Raw genomic sequence first — 18,665 nt, 5'->3', positions numbered from 1 at the left:
ACGGAACTCCTGCGGGGAGGGATGTCGAGCGGTTTCCTGTGCTGCCGCCATTTGATCGAATCCCGGTCCTTGGTGTCTAACGAGGATTTTTTCTTCGACTCATCAAATTCCCTTATGCTTGCCGGGTGTTGGACGTCCATCAGCTCCAGGTACTGGCCGAGGTCGCACGGACGGGTTCGTACACCGCGGCCGCCGCCTCGCTCGGCTACACGCAGCCGGCGGTGAGCTACCAGATGCGCCGCCTCCAGCAGGCGGTCGGCGCCCCCCTCGTGGTCAGGGTGGGGCGTGGCCTTGAGCTGACCGAGACCGGGCACACGCTCGTCCGTCAGGCGGACGCCATCTTCTCCGTGCTGCGCGCCGCGGATCAGGAGGTCGCCTCGGTCGTGGCGCGGGGCGGTGGGCTGGTCCGGATGGTGGCCTTCCAGAGCAGCTTCGTGACCCTCGTACCTCAACTGATCGGGCGGCTGCGGAGTACGTACCCGGAGGTGCGTGTCACGGTCGTCCAGGCCGAACCCGTCGAGGCACGGCGCATGATCAGAACCGGTGAGGCGGATCTCGGGCTGCTGTGCAACTGGGAGAACGAGGATCTGCCGGAGGGCGAGGGCACCATGCTCAGGCAGGAGCTGATGACCGATCGCCGGTGCGTGCTGATGCGCGAGGACGATCCGCTCGCCGGACGGGCCTCGATCGACCTCTCCGCGCTCTCCTCGCGCGACTGGGTGATGGAGAGCTTCCGGGACCGTTTCATGGCGGCCTGTACGAATCTGGGCTTCCAGCCCAGGATCACGGCGACCGTCGACGATGTGAGCGCCATTCAGGCGCTGGTGGCGTCCGGGCTCGGCATCAGCCTGATCAGCGAGCTGGCCCTGTACGCGCATGTCGCACCGGGTCTGGTCCACCGCCCGCTGCGGAACTGGCCGCTGCGGCGCACCTACGCGCTGCTGTGGCCGGACATGGCACGCGTGCCCGCGGTGGCGACCGTACTGCGGGAGATACGGACGGCGGCCCGTGCGATGCGGGACGGCCCGGGGGAACGGCCGTCGTGATGACACGTGTCATCACGACACGGCGGACCGCCGGGGCGTCCCCGGTGTGGTCCGGATCCCCGGGCGGCTGACGCCCCGGCCGCTATTCGGGCGCCAGGCCCATCATCTCGGCCACGACGCGTTCCTCGACCGTGAGCTGCGGCTGAGGAACGGCCACCTCGGCGACCTCCTGTTCCGGACCGCCGGAGCCCCTGCGCGGCATCGGCGACAGTCCGGGCGCCGCACCCGGGCGGAACACCACCACGGGCTCTCTGCCCGAAAGATGGTTGAGGGCGATTTCCTCGAATGCCGTCCGCGACTCCGGGGTGTTCGGCTTCCAGTACATGTGCGCGCCGTGTTGCACATCCGCGTCACCCGCCTTCATCGCGGATATGGCGCGCTCGTAGGTCGTCGGAGTCAGCGTGGCGCCGTCCGGGGTGTAGAGGTCGAAGATGTCGTTGTCGCTGGTGATCGGACGCCGGGCGCCCTGTGCGTCGAATCCGTGCACCACACCGTCGACCACCGGGTACTGCTGGGCGAGAGCCGCCATGTCCGGAGCCAGACGCCGGTACTCCTCCAGCCGCTTGTCGTAGCGAGCGGTGATCTCGTGCCACTGGCCCTCGTCCATGGCTCCCGTACGCTGCGGCAGGCTCGGCCAGAAGTACCCGACGAGCCCCAGGTCCTTCGCGTCCGCTCCGAGGTGGACATCGGTCGGATTGATCGACTTCGCCTTCAGAACCTCCGGCTTGGGCAGCGCGCCCTCGCTGAGCCACTTCGCCGAGTACGGGTTGGGCGGGCGTACTTCGATGACGAGGTTGAGCTCGTCGCTCAGCTTCCGCAGGCGTGACACGTTCTTCCCCGTGATGCCGTGGTTGACGTCCACCTCGGGCACGGTGAAGCCCGCCCAGTGCGTTCCGAAGCCACTGTCCTCCGGGGCCGCCGGGCGCTGCTGCTGCTGCTCCTGCTCCTGCTCCTGCTCCTGCTCCTGCTCCTGCCGCAAGCTCTCAACCGGCGCCGCCCCGTGTCCGGGCGGCGCCTCGGTCGTCCGCATGACGATCTCGCCGGCCACCCAGCGCGTGCCGTCCGGCCCGACGATCTTGAGCAGCCCGGCCGCCCGCACCTGATGGCTGGGCACGCCCTTGGCGGCGCCCGCCATCGGGGTACCGAACCGGAGCATCTCGCGCCGGGGCGCGGACTGGGTCATCGTCTGCCCCATGGCCGACCTGGCCCCGGCCAGGGGGCCCGTCGGTCCGAGACGGTCGCTCTGGGCGCTGTTCAGTGCCGGGCTGACACCGAGGGTCAGGGACGGGCTGTGCGTCAGGTCGGCCTGGGTGAAGGCTCCGTCGGCGGCGATCTCGACCCGGTCGATCGCGGTGTCCAGACTCTCCGATTCGCTCCGCGGCGCGAAGATCTGTACCTGGACCTCGGTCCTGCCGCTGCCCGGTTGTCCCAGATACGGGGCAGTGGCGGCGGGCGACAGCAGGACGAGTCTGCCGGTGGCGGCGAGCTGGGTCAGCCGGAGGAACATCCCCTCCGCCGATGTCGAGGTGTGCAGCTCGGGGTCGCCCGCGAGCGCGGAATCGACCTCGCGCAGCGCCTGTGCCAGCTCAGGCATCGCGCCGAACTCGTAGACCCCGAACGGCCTCCTCGGAATCCACGGCTCACCGCTCAGGAGTTCCCTGGTGTCGCCCGGCACCTCCATGTCGATGACCACGCCGTCGGCGGGAGGGGTCAGTGCCCGCGTCGGGTCGCCGGTGAAGATCCCCGGAACGATCCGCCGCGCGGGAGTCGCCGCACTCCCTTCGCGCGGGGTTTCCGAGCCGTTGAAGCGGAGGGTCGCACGGGCGTGCACGGCGTCGCCGACGGTCTGCACCGGGTTCGGGAGCTGGTCGAACAGCCGGCCCAGATTCTCCTGCCACCGGTCGGTCAGCAGCCCGTAGGCGCCGGAGGCGAGCCGGTTCAGGCCGCTGTTGCGGCCGGCCCAGCCGAGACCTTCGGCCATCAGCCGGGGCACCTGGACGATCAGCGCCTCGTCCAGGAAAACGGACTTGACGGTCACGGTGTACGCGTAGCGGAGACCGAATTCGGACGTGTCCCCGACACTGCGCTGCCAGGTCCGCCGCTCACGTGTGGAGGTGGCCGCCTCCGTGTAGTCGGTTCCCCTGTTCATGGTGAAGGTGGGCCGGATCCGGTGGCCGGCGACCTGGCCCATCGGAGTGAACTCGGCCTGGTTGCCGACCACGGTGGTGCGCGCGTGCCGGGTGGTTCCCGGCTTCGGCAGCGCCGTGCCGTCGCCGCTGGAGTGGCCGAGCACATTGTCGAGACCGGCGGACTTCAGGGCGAAACGGCCACGTGCCGCGCCCAGGTCCTCGGCGGGCCGCGCGTTCAGCCCGACCTCCACCAGCATCGGGCCGAGCCACGAACGGTAGACGAAGTGGAAGGCGGTGCGGCCGTCCGGGCCCGCGTTGACGAGTGTGCGCATGCCGAGGGACGTGCCGTGCTCGTTGATGCGCGACAGCACGCCGGGCACGTACACCGAGCTGCCGGGCCTGGTCACGCCCGGAGCGACCTGTTCGACCTTGGCCTTGATCACGTTTTGGAAGGCGGACCTGCGCCGCCGGTCGTCGGTCGCCGGCGCGATGTCGCGCTCTCGCTGGTCGGGCCTCTGGGCCCCGCGTGTGGGAGCGGCCGCCGCGGCGTGTGTCTCCGCTTGTGTCTCCACATCAACCTGGACCACGGACCCGAAGCCCAGCAGGCCACCGCTCCGCACGAACGGCGGCGGCAGCATGCGGTCGTACGGGCCGGGCTCCGTCGGCTCGGGAACTCCGTCGAGCCTGAACTCGGGGTGGTTGATGAGGTCGTTCTCGTTCAGCAGGAACTCCACCGCGTCAGGGAGTTCGACGATCCTGGCCTCACTGCGCGGGGTCGCGGTCGCGAGGGTCGTGGCGATCACATTGCGCCGGCCCGTCCGTACCGTGATCCGGTACGTCGCCTTGGCGCTGAAGCGGTGCGCCCGGACATCGTTCTCGGTGGTCACCCGGAACGCGGCGGTGTTGTCGTTGACCGTGTCGCCCTCGGTGACGGTGCTCCGGTGCAGGAGACGGCCCGACGGGACGAACAAGCGCGACGAGTCGCTGTAGTTGCCCCCGAGGCCCAGGCCGTACGCGTGCCCCCGGCCGTAGTTCTCCGTGTGCGCCGAGGCGTCGACGGACTGGATCCACCGCTCGTAGTCCATGACCCCGGGGGCCCGCAGTGGCTTCACCTCCGTGAGATGGCCCTCGACCTCGACCGTGATGTCGGTGCCCTGCAGCACGCCGGAGGTGCTCACGCCCTCCACCACGTACGAGTCGCGGAATATCCGTGCCCCGTTGCCGACCATGTGGTGCGGCGAGAATCCGGCCTCGATGGCCTCCTGCGCGGTGCTCTCCGCGGCCAGCGCGTCCCCGTCGGCCACCAGCCGGCTGCCCCACCGCCACACGCCGCCGGCCAGGCCGGTCGCCCGGCCGACATAGCCGAGGCCGGTCTCCAGTGCTCCGGCCGCCGCGCTCCGCAGCACATCCGCGACCACGGACGTGGGTTCGGCGTTCCGCGCGTTCTCCGGCACGGCCTCCGGCGTTTCGGCCGGCTCCTCGTGGAAGGTGCCGGGGAGGGCGGGTGGTTCACCGTCGTCGTCGGCGTCCTCCGCCGTCCGGGCGGGCACCGCCGGAAGCTCACCGGGGGTCTCCTCCGGGTAGGCGCCGGGCATGGGAGGGAGATTCCGCGCGTCCTCCTCCGACGCGGCGCGGGCCAGCGCCTCCAGCATGCCGTTCACGGCCTGGCGAACGGCCGCACTGCCCGCGACCCGGTCGAAGATCGCGGTCTCGGGCAGTTCCACCGCGTCCGCCGGACCGTTCTCGTCCTCGGCGGACAGCGGCCGCGCCTGGGCGGGCGGCGGCGGCGCCTCGGTGCTCGCCTCCGTCAGTGTGCGGTACGTCGGCAGTGCCAGGCTCACGGAGCCGTCGTCGTCTCGCGGGGCCGGCGCCTCTCCATGGCTCCATGACATCTCCGTCCGGTAGGTGACCGGGACGGTGAAGACCTGGATGCCGTCGGCGGTGGGACTGAGAGCGTAGAACTCGTGTCCGGCTCCGGCGCTGGACCCGGTGATCTCCGCTCCCTGGCGGGTGAGACTGCCCTCTCCCGTGATGCCCTGCAGTTCCAGGTCGCCCACGTCGTTGAGCGGGTTCGTGAGGGAAGCCTGACCGGTCAGGGTGTACGCCCTCGGGCTGCGGTTGACCTGTTCGTCACCCGGGATCGTCGACCCCGTGTAGTTGAGGGTCTGGATGTCCTTGAGTTCGAGGTCGTGGGTGGCACCGCCGTCCTCGGCGTCCTCGACATAACGGCGTTCGGCGGTGATGCGGACCGAGACCCGCTCGGTACCGCCCGCCACGGTGGGCAGCTCGAACCGGACGACATGGCCGCCCTCGACCATCTCGTCCAGCTCCCCGCGCAGGCCGGAGACCGAGCGGATCTGTTCCAGCTTGCGCACGTTGTTCAGCCGCTGGAGGTGCAGGGCGTTCTCGACGGGGCCCTGGTACCAGGACGGGACTCCGCCCCCGCCGGGCGGCAGGAAGCCCTTTTCCCGCAGCCAGTTCTCCAGATCGGTGAAAATGTCCTGAGTGCCCTCCACGCTCAGCGGGGTGGTGGAGACGTTGAGCGACCGCAGGTGCAGGACCTCCGGCGGCAGATAACGCCTGGCCTCCGGCGTTCCCGAGACGGTGGACTCGGACGGCACCCGCAGGATCAGCGGATACCGGGGCTTCTCCGGCCGGGCGAGAACGCTGTCGGGCTCGGGACCACGCTCAGGACCGTCCGGCTTCACCAGCGCGATGTCGTACACGACGTCGGCGTTCTCCCGGAACAGCGGTTTGCCCGTGCGCAGGGAGTGCGACGTCCTGGCGCTGCCACCGGAGTTCAGCGTGTGCGTGACCTGGTGCTGGACACCGCCCTGTCCGGTCACCGCGAAGCCGAACGGCTCGGTGTGAGTGACGGGATCCGGCGCGCCCGAGGCGATACCGGCGGTGAGCGCCACGGACAGCCCCGCCGCGTTCGCCACGGACGCGCTGCTGGTGAGCCGTACCGAGCGCAGCACGTGCGATTCGAGGACGGAGTTCTGGGTGGGCGGTCCGGCCACATGGTCCGGCCCGGTGCGCTCGTGCAGATCCGCGTGGACGCGGAACATGCCGATGACTGAGCCGTCCTTCGCGTACAGGGTCGGGGACAGGTGGTTTCCGCCGTACAGCAGGGGCATGTTGCCGCGCACATTGCCCTCACCGAAGAACTGGCGGAGTTCGTCGAGGGACGTCTCGGAGACCTGGGCCAGGGACCCCTTGAAGGAACTCAGCACATCGGCGAGCAGCTCATCGGCATGGGGCACGGTCTCGGTGGCGAACAGCGGGACCTTGCCTGTCACCGTGGCGAGCGGGGCCGGGCGCTTCGCCGGGTCCTGGTCGTCCCGGGCGGCGGCGCCGTCGTCCGCGTCGGTCAGGTGCTTGGGGAACCAGACAGTGAGGCGTTCCTCGTGCCCGGGATTGCGCTGGGTGTGCCACTGATCGTCCAACCGCACCGTGGTCAGCGCCTGGTGCAGGTCCGCCGTGGCCCTGATCTGCCAGTTCATCACGTACTCGTACGGCCAGGAACGCTCCCGGCTGCGCAGCAGGACCATGGGCTGTACGGTCGCGGCCGCCGCGACGGTGGTGGTCGTCTGGTTGTACGTGAGGCTCGCCTGCGGGGTGATGGTCAGCCTCTTGAACCAGCCCGCGTGCGGGAACTGCCAGGTGTGCGAGTAACTGAGGTTCATCGCGCGCAGATCGCCGACGCTCTCGGTGTCACCGACCTCGCTGACGCCGAACATCCAGCGCTGGATGTTGACCGGCGGGCCCTGCGGGTTCTCCATCTGCTGGATGTCCGGGTCGCCCTGCTGCGGCCGGGACAGCCGGAGCCGCAGAGCCACCTGGTACGTGTCGCCTCGGTGGGCGACCTGGAGGGGCGCCCCGTGCTCGCTGAACAGGCGAGCCCATTCGTTGCTGAGGAAGCGCGCGGTGACGGTGGCGCGGACCGCCGTGCGCAGCGCGGTGTCCTCGCCGCCGTCTCCCTCGATCTCCCGGATCACCTGGTCCTGAAGCCAGGTCACGGTCCCCTCGGGAACGGGCGTGACATGCACCAGCCCCTGGGCCCCGTCACCCCGTGCGCCGAACTCCGCGACCGCGCTGCTGAGTTGTTCCCCCGGTGGCTCCTCCGCCAGGGCGTTGAAGTCCCGGAAGCCCTGCCACACGTCGTCCTCCGCGCGGACCGCGGCGACCGGATTGGCGCCGCCCCGCACGGCGGGGTCGTCCCCGTAGAGCCGGGACAGCAGCGGCACCAGCGCCTGCTCGTTGTCGCGCACCCACTGGGGACCGTTGTTGCGTGCCAGACCGGTGTACGGGTCCCGGCCGTGGTTCGCGCCGAGGTAGGCGTTGGAGGTCTGGGCGAAGTACTCCGCGGCGCTGCGGGAGGCGTAGTTGTCGACCGGGCGCCCGGCGGCGTCCCTGCGAGGGCCGTCGGCCCACTCGGCGTCCTGGCCTTCGGCGCGCCTGGACCGGTGACGGGCCTCGATCTCCGCCCTCTCGGCGTCGGTGAGACCGAAGAAGTAGACCAGGTGGGCCAGTTCGTGGGTGACGCTGGAGTAGCCGTCCGGATACGACGGCACGTCGTCCAGGCCGGTGTCCGCCCCGAGCAGGTTCTCCTCGGCCACGGCCACGACCCGCGCCCGGACGTCGGTCAGCCCCCGGGACTCGTCCGCCGGCCGGGCCGCCTCGTCGGGTCCGTGGGTCCTGAGGTCCCGCAGGTGGCCGTAGCCGGGCAGGTCGGTCGGGCGTACACCGCGCGGCACCAGGAGGATCCGCGCCCCGGATTCCTGGATCCGTGCGGCGGTCCCGGGGTCCTGGAGGACGCGCGCGGTCTGCCGGAGCAGTTCGTTGCGGGCGGCGACCGGACGTTCCGCTCCCCCGGCGGGCTCCGTGATCAGTGCGAGGGCCGCGTCCAGGGCCCGGCCGTCCGGCAGCGGCGCGTAGAAGTCCGGCGCCGTGACCGGATCCGCCGGGGACTCCTGGTCCTGTCCTTCGACCGGGCGCGGGGCGCCGTACGAGGGCTCGGCCTGTTCCTCGACCGCGGAAAGAGGGGCCTCTGTCACGGTCGGGGACGGTACGAGCAGCGCGGTGCCGAGCAGCCCGGCGATGTTCAGGCCCGCGGGGGCGCTGAGGGGCCGTCCGGTGCGCGGCGGCGACGGCACACTCAGCAGCGACGGGGGCAGGAAGGCCGTTGTGGCACTGCCCGGTGTGGCCGGTCCCGGGTCCATGGAGAGCGGGAGTTCCGTGACCGTCGGCGGTGCCGAGCGGAGCGCCGGAGTGACGGGCGTGGCCGGGGCGGCGAGCTGCGGCAGCGGCGGGCTCAGCGGGGTCTGCTCGACAAGCGCGGCGACGAGCGGGGAGCCCTCGGCCAGGTACTGGAGGGTGCCCCTCATCGAGGGGGCGGGCCGCTCGCCGGCCGGGTGCATCTCAAGGTCCGTCACGAGCCGCCTGCGGAGTACGTCCGCCGGGTGGTCGGCTGTGGGCACGACGCCGGGCGGGAGCTCGCGGCCCCGGTTGTGCCCGAGGACCTGGAAGTCCTCCTGCCGCAGCACGGCGGGCCCGTCCGCCGCCGGAGTGGCCGTGAGACCCTGCAGTTCGTTCAGGTTCTCCTGGAGCAGACGGCGGAACGCGGTCTCGAACCGTTCGAGGCGTTCCCTGCCGCTCTCCCGGGCCCTTTCCTCGCGTCCCGACAGCTTCGCCAGGCGGTTCTCCAGGGCCCTCAGGTACCGGCTGCTGACGCCGTTGCCGCCGACCGAGTAGCGCAGGACCGGCAGCGGCATACCGTGCGTGAAGCTCCACAGCCCGACGCGCGCCACCCGCCCGGCCAGATAGCCCAGCCGGAACAGCTCGTCCTCGGACAGGTCGTACCGGCCGTCGTCGAAGGTGAACCAACTGGACGGCCCGGCCGGGGCGTTGTGCGCGCCGACCACCACCGCGGTGAGCGGGTTGACGACGATGCCCGGCCTGTCCTCCTCCCGCAGTCCCGCCATCTGGTCATGGAAGGTCCCGTGCGGCTGCTTGGTGACGAACCGCATGTGCCAGAGCCGGCCGGGCGACGGCAGACCCTGCTTGCCGGAGAGGGTGCGCAGCGCCTGCTGGGCGAGCCGGGTGGCGCCCTCGACGGCCTTCTCCGCGGCCGCCACGGCTGTCTGCCGTTCGGGCGTGTCGGGCAGTGCCCCGGCGTCGGCGAGCGCGGTACGGGCGTCCCGCAGCGCGGCCAACTGGACCACGGCTCGTACGGACGCCTGGGCCAGGCTCCGCTGCGGGGTGTTCTCCGGCGCGGACGTCTCCTCCGCCTCGTACGCGGCCCGCATCTCGTCCAGCCGGTCGCCGAAGCGCGTCAGGTTGCGCTCGACGGCGGCCTCGAAGATCCGCCGGCTGCCGCCGTTGCGGGCGTAGTTCTCCAGGGTGACCTGAGAGCCGCCGTCCTCGCTGGCGAGGACAGCGGTGGCGTAGTGGTAGCCGAAGGGGTTGTCGACCGGGTGGAACGCGTAGGCGTGGTCCTGGAGTGTGAAGTCGCCCTGCTCGTCGCGCGAGCCGATGGACTGGGTGAGATATGCCTCGCCCACCTCGGCCCAGGCGAAGGAGTTGATGCCGACGCTCCTCGCGGTGTTCTCCAGGGCCCGGTTCATCCCGGCGTTCCCCGGGGCGACGCTGAGGTACGTGCCGTAGCGCTCGCCGGGCAGCGGCGTCACCGGCAGGGGCGTCCGGGGCGCGAGCGCGGGACCACCCGGTACGGGGCCGGCCGTGGCACGGCCGCGCACCCCGGAGGCCTTCTCGGCCGCCCAGAAGGCGTCCGGGGTGCGCGGGGTCCTGCGGCCGCCGTCCACGACGTCCGCCGTCGCGTCGGCGAGGCGGTGCATCTCACTGACCTTGAGTCCGTCGGTGGCGCGCATCGGGCCCAGGTCGGTGAAGCCGCGCCGGTCCCGGAAGACCAGGTGGTCGGGCATACCGCCGAGCAGGTCGCGCGCCAGGTCGCGGCAGACGTCGGTCGGCTGCTCGTAGAAGTCGGGGCGGACCCGGAACAGGGTGCGGTCCGTGCCCTCGTGGCGGACGACGATCGACACGTCCTCGTCGGCCACGAGGGTCACACCACTCTGCGTCGCCCGCAGCGCGGCGGCGGAGCGTGCGATGGCCTCGCGCGTCGCGAACGCCTCCTGGACCTCGTTCTCGCGGCTCAGTGCCAGCGTGCCGTCCTCGGAGAGCCGTAGCGCGGGATGAGCCTCGGTGACCAGCGGCTGTTCCACCGTGACCAGACGCGGCGCGGTGCCGTCCGCCTCCTGTGTGGTCCCGCGCCCGTCCGCCGTCGTGCCCTGGTCGGAGAGCCGGATCGGCATCACGCGGCGGAAGACGCCCTCTGCCGCGGCCCGGTCGTCGGCCCGCACGACATAGTCGTCGGTGATCAGCCGGCTGTCGCCCTCCCGGCCGGGAACGTCGATGCGCAGCGGCTGGGGCCGGGGACGGCGTACGCGCGAGGGGTCGGCGGAGCTGGAGCTGTCGTCGGAGCCCTGCCTGGCCGGCGCGTGGTCCCGGCCTTCCTCCGACGGCGGCTCCTGCCGCCGCGTCGTGCCGGTCTCATCCGCCCGCTCGGCGGTCTCGGACTCGGTCCGCGCGTCGGAGCCGTGCCGGCCGCCGGTGTCCTCCGTGTCGGCGGGCCGGGATTCCGGAGCCTGGGTTTCGGCGGTTCGGCGCTGCTCGAAGCGCGTCAGCAGCCCCTCCGGATCGGCGTGGCCCCAGGCCCGGACCGCCCCTTCGTCGACGGACAGCCGCATCCGCGCCGCCGCCAGGGCGATCACGGCCCTGGCGGGGGCGTGGGAGTCGGCGAGCGGCACCCCGCGCGCCGCGTCGACGCGATGAGCGCGCGTCTCGGCGCGGATCTCACGGACCCGGGCGGCGGACGCCTGATAGCGCTGCCATGCCTGCTCGCGCGTGGCCGGGAAGCCGTCGGCATGCCGCGCCGGGTCGGGCCGGAAACCGGAGGCGTCCGCCTCCAGCTCCTCCAGCCAGGAGAGGGCCCGGGTGTCCTCGGCCGGCGTCTCCGTGGCCGTGCGGTCGCGGGCGGGGCCGCTCTCCCTGTCGAGTCCCAGGGCGTTCAGCAGGTCGGTGCCCATGCCCAGGGCGGGGAAGTGAGCCGTGTCTCCCCTCGCCAGCAGTTCGGGCGGCGGGTCGAGCAGTGTCCCGTGGGCGTCGAGGTCGATCGACTGGACCACGCCCACGTCCCCCTGCGGGGCGAGGACCAGGACGCCGCTGCGGTGGTCGAACCAGCGCACGTGGCCGCGCACGTTCACCGCGTAGAGCGGCCTGCCCTCGCCGTTCGAGAAGCGCTCGGGCAGTACGAGGGAGCGGGCACCGGGGCCCGCCGCGAGCAGGGTCCGCTCCAGGTCCGCCACCGCGTCCGCGAGGGGCTCGCGCCACACCCGGAAGGCGAGGCCCACCCGCTCGCGGTCCGCCTCGGTCAGGACGTCCGGGTCGTCCGGACGCTCCTCGTCCGTCATCCGCGCCGCGGACCGGTGACCGACGGAGGCCGAGGTGGCCGCCTCCTGGGGCGCGACGGCGTCCTCCCGCGGGGACGCGCCCGTGGCCAGCAGGTCACCCACGCTCTGAAGCAGGGCGTCCCGGCGCTCGGCACCGACGTCCTCGGTGTCCCGCGCCAGCTCACGCAGTCCGTCGAGCGCGAACTCCGCGTCCGCCCTGGCCTCTTCGTTCGCCGCCTCTCCCCCCTGCGTCAGCCGCAGCGCGTTCCGGTACAGGGCGGGCAGCTCCGGATCGGTGGCGCGCAGCCGCCACAGCCGGCGCTGCGACTCGGCCGACACGGCATCGGCGAAGCTGCGGCTGTGCTGCCACGAGGTCCGGTAGATCTCGCCCAGCTCCGACTCGTCGAAGCCGAGCTCCTCGACCGTACGGCGCAGCTCCTCGCCGATCAGCCCGGCGCCATGGGCCTCCTGGGCGGTGAGCCCGTTCTGGCCGGGCGCACCGGGATCGAGGGGATCGAAGGCGTAGACATGGCCCGAGGGCTGCGCCCAGCGGCTGCGGACCGTGCCGTCGGCCCCGATGACGTCCAGCCTGACGTGCGCCGCGAGTTCGTGCGCGATGTTCCGGACCAGGTGATCGTGGGAGAGTCCGTGGAAACCGAGGGCGGCGGGGATCGGCACCGGCGGCAGCGCCGGGTCGTTCCTGAGCGTGGCACGGACCTCGTTGACGGCCCTCGCGATGTCGCCGACGGCCCGTTCGGCCGAGCCGGTGAAGCGCGGCACGGAGGGCAGCCTGCCGAACTCCGCCTCGTAGCGCGTGAGGAGCTCGGGCACCGCCGCGTCGGGGTCGCCGGTCCTCGCCAGCGCCAGGTCGGCGCGCATGGTGGCGACGGCCCATCGGACGGCGGCGGCGTACGTGTTCGCCGCGTGGGCGGCCGTGTCGAGGGTGAGAACGGCGGCATCGAGCGCGTCGGTCGCCTGTGCCCGGATACGGCGGGCCACCGCCTCATGAGCGCGGGCCGCGCTCGCTGCCCGCTCCCCCGCGGCGTCCCTCATCAGAGTCGCGAGGTCGAACCGCCGCGCGTCCTCCAGCTCCAGCCAGCCCAGGTCGCCCCGGGCCGCCTCGTGCTCCGCCTCCTCCATACGGGCGCGCAACTCGTCGACCTCGGCCTGGAAGAGCTGGACGTACACGTCACCGGTGAAGGGGTCGCTGCGGACGATGCCCCTCTTGTGCGTGGTCGGCCACAGGAGATGGCGCGTGTACCGCTCCGCCTCCAGCCGGTAACGGCCGCGCAGCCGTACGAGGTAGAGGGGGCCCTGCTGCTTGACGTGCTGTTCGCGCCGGTAGTTCTCCGTCCCGGCGTCGCCCACGCTGCTGCCGGTGCCGCGGGACGCCCCGGAGTCACCTCCCGCTGTGTACGGCGGGTAGTCACGGCCGTCGTCCGTGGTCGGCGGGTTGTGCTCGTGGGTGACGCCCGAGTCGAAGGTGCCCGCGCTGGCCGACGGGCGCCAGCGGTCGGAGGTCTGGCTCGCCGTCGTGCCGCTCTGGTGCTTGATGTAGCGGCCCGCGCCCGTGCCCTTGACCGGGCCGAGGACCTCAAGGGCGAACAGGTCGCCCTTCATGTACAGCTTGGCCCTGTCGGAGGAGTGCCCCGGCACGTGCAGCTTGTCGGTCAGCAGGTAGCGGTTGCCTGCGGAGGCTTCCGGCAGGTGATTGGTCTGCTGGGTGCGGCCCATGAGCTGGCGGACGGTCTGGCTGGTACGGGTCCTGGCGCCGTCTGCCTGGTCGCCGAACAGCTTCTTCATCAGCTTCGTCGCCGCCGGCAGCCCGTCGTCCAGCATCGTGCCCGTGACGTAGGCGTCGCCGGGCAGCGGCGGCAGCGGGCGCAGCTCCCGGGCGCGGGAAGGTCCGTACGTGGGCCGGAATTCGGCCAGGCCCCGTGGGACTTGCAGGTCGAGAAGGCCGGACACCGTGTCGGTGTTCACACCGGAGCGGTCGTCGCTCATGGCCCGGTACCAGCCCACCAGCAGGTTGTTCAGCGGCCGGCCCGCCATGTCGAGGCGCCGGACCTCGGCCGTCAGCGTGTGCCGGAACCGGGCCAGGTAGTTGCCGTTCCAGTCGTAGATCGTCTGCTCGGTGACGGCGTTCTCGGCGCGGGTCACGCCTCGGTGGTCGCCCTGCCCGAAGCCGACTCCCCCGTTGTGGAAGGTGTTCGTCTCGCCACCCCCGAACTTCAGCGGCGTGAAGCTCTGCGAGCCGTCGCGGGAGGTGCTCTCCGACGTTCCGACGTAGCCGTGGCCGTAGACCTCGACGCCGGTGTCCGGCCGGAAGTCGTGGATCTCGGGGGCGCCGTCGAGGACATCGGAGATCTTGACCTCCACGATGTCGCCGAGCGCCCAGCCGACCGGATTCACCAGGTACAGGACGTGCCCGTTGGGCGAGAGGAACTCGTCCCACATCGCCACGTCGCGGCCCTTGGCCAGCAGGGCTTGCAGGGAGTTCACACCGCCCTGAAGCCGTCCGATCCTGCGCCCGTCCGCGGTCCACAGCTCGGGCCCCGAGGCCAGCAGCCCCGGCGCCGTCTCCTCGATCAGGTCCCGCACGATGCCGTAGGTGGTGCGGCCGTCCTCGTACTGGAGGTCGTGAACGCCGCTGTGGCCCAGGATCCGGCCGCCGGTGTCCTCACGGGTCAGGTATTCGGGGAGCCGGATGTCGTCGAAACGGCTCGACGGGTCCCGCAGTTCCTGCCCGAACCGCGCGTTGAACGCGGCCCTGATCCCGTCGTCCAGGATGGGCAGTCCGCCGTTCTCGTGCAGGCGCGCGAGCGTCACCGCGAGTGCGGGGCGGTCCGCGTCGAGGGCCGCCGGCAGGTCGTCCGGCAGCGCCGCCGCGTCCTGGGTCCACCGGGACAGCACGGCGGCGACGGTGTTGCCGCTGAGCCTGACCTCGCCCTTGCCCCAGCGGTTCATCACATCGACAAGCTGCTCGTCGGAGACGGGCACGAGGCCCTTTCCGTACTGTTCGAGCGCCTCGGGCTCCGAGAGCAGGAAGACGACCGTGCGTCCCGGCACCGTCTGCTCATCGGCGGCGTGCGCCTCCCAGACCATCTTGCCGTGCTTCTCCAGGCGGTTGGCGACAAGGTAGTCCACCGTCGTACGGAAGGCGTAACCGCGGTTGAAGTCGAGCTGGATGAGCTCCTTGCCGCCGGTGCGCCCGTCGCTGGAGGACGTGTTGTGCTGCCAGGCGCGGTTGGCGTCGACCGTCCCCTGGACGAATCCCGGACTGTCGGGGTCGTCCGGGCGGGTCGGACCGCCGACCGTGACATCGGCCTGGGCCCACTTCAGGCCGGTGCTCCCGGTGTCCGTGGTGTTCGTCTGGAGCAGCGAGAGCATGATGATGCCGAGAACGAACTTGTCGGGTGTGGCCCCCGCGAACTGGACGGGTCCCAGCTCCGCGCGGATGTCGACCATGCCGAAGGTGTCCCGGAACCATCCGGGGCGGAACGGCTGGTCCGTGGTGAACTGGCCGTTGGCGATCTCCTTGAAGTGCGCCTTCACCTGGATGGTGTTGGTGAGCGAGTGCAGTTCCTGGTCGGCGTTGCCCTGCGGGCCGGTCAGCGGCCCCAGCACGGAGGTCGCCGCCTCGTACACACCGGTGGCGTCGACGTAATACATCACGGCCCGGTCGAGCACGGAGGCCGGGGTGCGGGCCAGGGTCGTCACACCGGGGCGGCTGACGTCGCCGAGCGGCAGCAGATACGCCCTGGCCCCCTGGTCCGTCAGCACGATCGGCTCGGGGTCGCGGACGCCCTTGCGCATCTCGCCCTGAAGTCCGCTGTGCTGGAGCTCCATCGTGACGGTGTAGTCGCTGAACAGCCGGTGCCTGTTGACCACGCCCGGATATTCGAGCAGTTCCGGGCGGTTGTTGAGATAGGAGACCGCGTCCGTGGCACCGACCTGGCGGATCAGGTCGATCCCGGTGACGGAACCCTTCAACTGGTTGAAGAGGGCCTTGAAGCGGAGGCTGAGCGCGATCTTCTTGCTGCCGCCGCTGAACTGCCCGGCGGTATCCATGCCCATGGCCAGGTTGACGGTGTGGAACTCGTCGGACGAGCCCTCGAACCGCGGGGCCAGGGTCCGGGAACCCCTGGCCTTGAGGACGATCTTCACCGCGTCCACGTCGAGGTCGGTGCCCACCAGACCCCGGCGCCGGTACATCGTGATCGCCAGGCCGCCCTGGTGGATCTGGTCGAAGTGCGACTCCATCCCGCGGTCGCTGAAGTACTTCTCCAGCATGTCGAGGTTGTTCAGCAGGGAGTCCGTCTTGTTGCCGTGCGAGTACCAGCGGCTGCCGGCCAGCGGCGCCTTGGTGTCCTCGGGCAGGAAGCCGAGCCTTTGCAGTTCCTTCTCCACCAGGTCGTGCAGTTCGCGCACGGTCTCCCGGTCGACGTCGACGAGTCCCATGCCGATGCCCCGGCCCTCGGCGACATGCGGGGGGACGTCGAGGTGCTCGGGGTCGCCGGCCCGCCGGCCTGTCCGGCGCAGCAGGCCGGGCTCGTACTCCACGGTGCGGCCCCGGGGCCCCTCGTGAACGATCACGGTGCGCTCGGTGACGTCCTCCGTGGCCTCTGTGACCTCCACTGTCTCGGAGGGCCGGAGGACATCGCCGCGCCCGGCGAGAGCCGCGATCTCGTCGGGGTCCGTGATCTCGGTGATGAGCGGCTCGTCCAGCGCGGGTGCCGTCGGCGGTTCGACGGCCCGGCTGCCCTCGGCGGTGGTGGTCCCGTCGGTCTCCTGGGCCTCCTCGGCCGCTCCGACGGTGTCCGTGATCACCGCCGGAGCGTCGATCTGGGTGACGACGTCTCCGCTCAGCGCGTCCTCGTCCACCTCGAAGCCGTAGGCGAAGGCGTCCGGTTCCGGCATCCGGACCAGCCCCCGGCCCGGCACCGAGGGGGTCCTGACCGCGTCGCCGCCGCGGACGGCGACCACGGCACTGTGCGTGAAGTCCACCCGGTAGGCGGCGGTGAAGCCCGCGTAGCGCGGCACCACGACCCACAGGCCGGTGCGCCCGGCGCTGATGCCGTCGGAGTTCGCCCAGGTCATGGCGAGGGAGGCGCTGGCGCCCAGCCCCAGATCGGGGTTCGTGAACGGCACCGGCGCCATATTGAACTCCGCGCCCGGCAAGGTGACCGTGGTGGAGTTGTTGACCGTGTGGCCCCCGCCCGTTCCGTCGATCGCCGTCCTGACGTTCTCCACATGGGCGACGCTGCTTGTCGAACCGACCCGGGTACCGCGCGAGGCACGCACCGAGTGGAGTTCCACGGACGCGATCGGCCTGCCGAACTTGTTGTGGAGGGTGAACGGATAACCACGCTGATTGCCCACTGCCTCGTCCAGGTGCGCGTCGAGGTTCCACAGCTTCTGGAGCAACTCGGCGCGGGGCACACTGCCGAGGGGCAGCTTGAGCCCCTCCTCGCGCAGCGAGGCGACGATGTGGTCGAAGAGGGCGGGCAGGTTGGTCAGACCCGAGGCGTAGTACACCGGGGGCAGTCGGTGCTCAAGGCCGCCGGTGCCGGAGGCGGTGATCTGGCCCGGGGCCTCTTCGAGGTAGTGGTCCGGCACGTACAGCAGCAGCCGCTGGTCCCCTTCCGTACTGACCGCGGTGGGCGCGATCGAGTCCCAGCTCCGCTCCGCGTCCGTACGGATGCGCAGGGACCAGTCGGGGCGGTACGCGATCATCGTCGAGTCCGCCCTGCTGTCCTCGACGTGCCCGCCCTCCGCGTCCCCGATCTTGTTGGTCGACCGGTAGGAGGAGTTGGCCGCGCCCGAGACACCGGCGAAGACCTTGACCACCTCCAGCACCCCGGGGCTGACGCCGATCCCGTACGACATCGAGATACCGCCGCGTGTCGCGCTCGTCGGGCCCCCGTGGGACTGGACCTGAGCGCCCGTCAGGTATGAGGCGTTGATGGTCTCGTTGGCGTGGAAGAGCTCGGGTCCCGGGGCGCGGTCCGGCACCAGGCCGGCCGGCCCGGTGCTGTCGGGTGTCTCCCGCTCCGAGGCGGGAGCCGGGGCGGTCGTGGTCTCCGGGGACTCGGCCTCCCGGAGGACCGGACGGTCGTACGACCCCGCGGGGCGGTGGACCGAGCGCGGGTCCTGCGGGTCGAGCGTGACGAGTGCCTCGACCTTCCCCAGCGGCACCATCAGCCCGGTGCTGCCGGTGTCGCCCTCGCCCGGCACCAGATAGCGGTAGTTGCTCAGCAGACGCTGCGGCAGCCGGTCCCACTCGGCCTCGGTGACGGTCTGTCCGGACTCCGCGACCATGGCGCGCAGTTGACGTATCACCTCGGTCAGATACGGCAGTCCCGCCCTCGGCACACCGATGGACCTGACCATCGGATCGGCGGTGACCGGCTCGCCGAGCGCCGGTCCGGACGCCTGGTCCTCGGATCCGGGCCGCGTGGACCGCTCCTGGCCCTCTTCCGCGCTCTCCGAGGTCGTCGCGACCGGGGCAGGGGCCGTCGCGACCGGGACAGGGGCCGTCGCGACCAGGGTCGGGGCCCATGGGGTGGTCTGCCGCTGTGTGAAGACCTCCACGCCCTCGGTGTGGTCCTCGTCGAAGAGCCGGAACCCGGTGCCCGGTTCGCCGTCTTCGGGAGCCGGGGCCTCGCCCAGCGTGCCGGCCTCGGGGTCCAGGTGGATGCCGTAGCGGCTGGCGATGACCGGCGACTCCAGTGCCGCGGCCAGCCGCGCGGCGAGCAGGTCCGCCCCCGGCATCGTCAGGATCGGCGCCCGCCCCGGCGCGGCGGCGGTGATCAGACTCGCCAGGCCCTCCACCGTCACGGGCCGGCCACCGGCGACCAGCACGCCGTCGCGCACGTCACCGAAGACGAGCACGGCGTCCTCCGGCACCAGCGCCGGCAGCGCGTCGAGCACGGCCGGGTCCTGGTCCGGAATCCGCGCGTCCGCCCCGGGGAGCCAGAGGGCGAGGGGGCGGTCGGCGTCCCGCGCCATCCGCGATCCTT

2 protein-coding genes (1 of these 2 cut by a window edge) are annotated in these 18,665 nt (G+C 71.6%); one reads left to right on the top strand and one right to left on the bottom strand.

The features are described from left to right. The first annotated feature begins 125 nt into the window (after window positions 1-125). Window positions 126-1,046: a LysR family transcriptional regulator gene (locus ABZ707_RS21260; protein WP_360177010.1), complete on the top strand. Its 921-nt coding sequence runs from the start codon at window positions 126-128 to the stop codon at window positions 1,044-1,046. A gap of 82 nt (window positions 1,047-1,128) precedes the next feature. Here ABZ707_RS21260 and ABZ707_RS21255 read toward each other — a convergent pair whose 3' ends face one another. Then, window positions 1,129-18,665 carry the 3' portion of a hypothetical protein gene (locus ABZ707_RS21255; protein ID WP_360177007.1) on the bottom strand. Its footprint extends 21,085 nt past the window's final position, so the window shows 17,537 of its 38,622 coding nt (coding positions 21,086-38,622); its start codon lies beyond the right edge, outside the window; the stop codon is at window positions 1,129-1,131.

Source organism: Streptomyces sp. NPDC006923 (assembly GCF_040635655.1).
Taxonomy (GTDB): domain Bacteria; phylum Actinomycetota; class Actinomycetes; order Streptomycetales; family Streptomycetaceae; genus Streptomyces.
The sequence above is the reverse complement of the archived record's forward strand: the minus strand, read 5'-3'. Positions and strand labels throughout refer to the sequence as shown.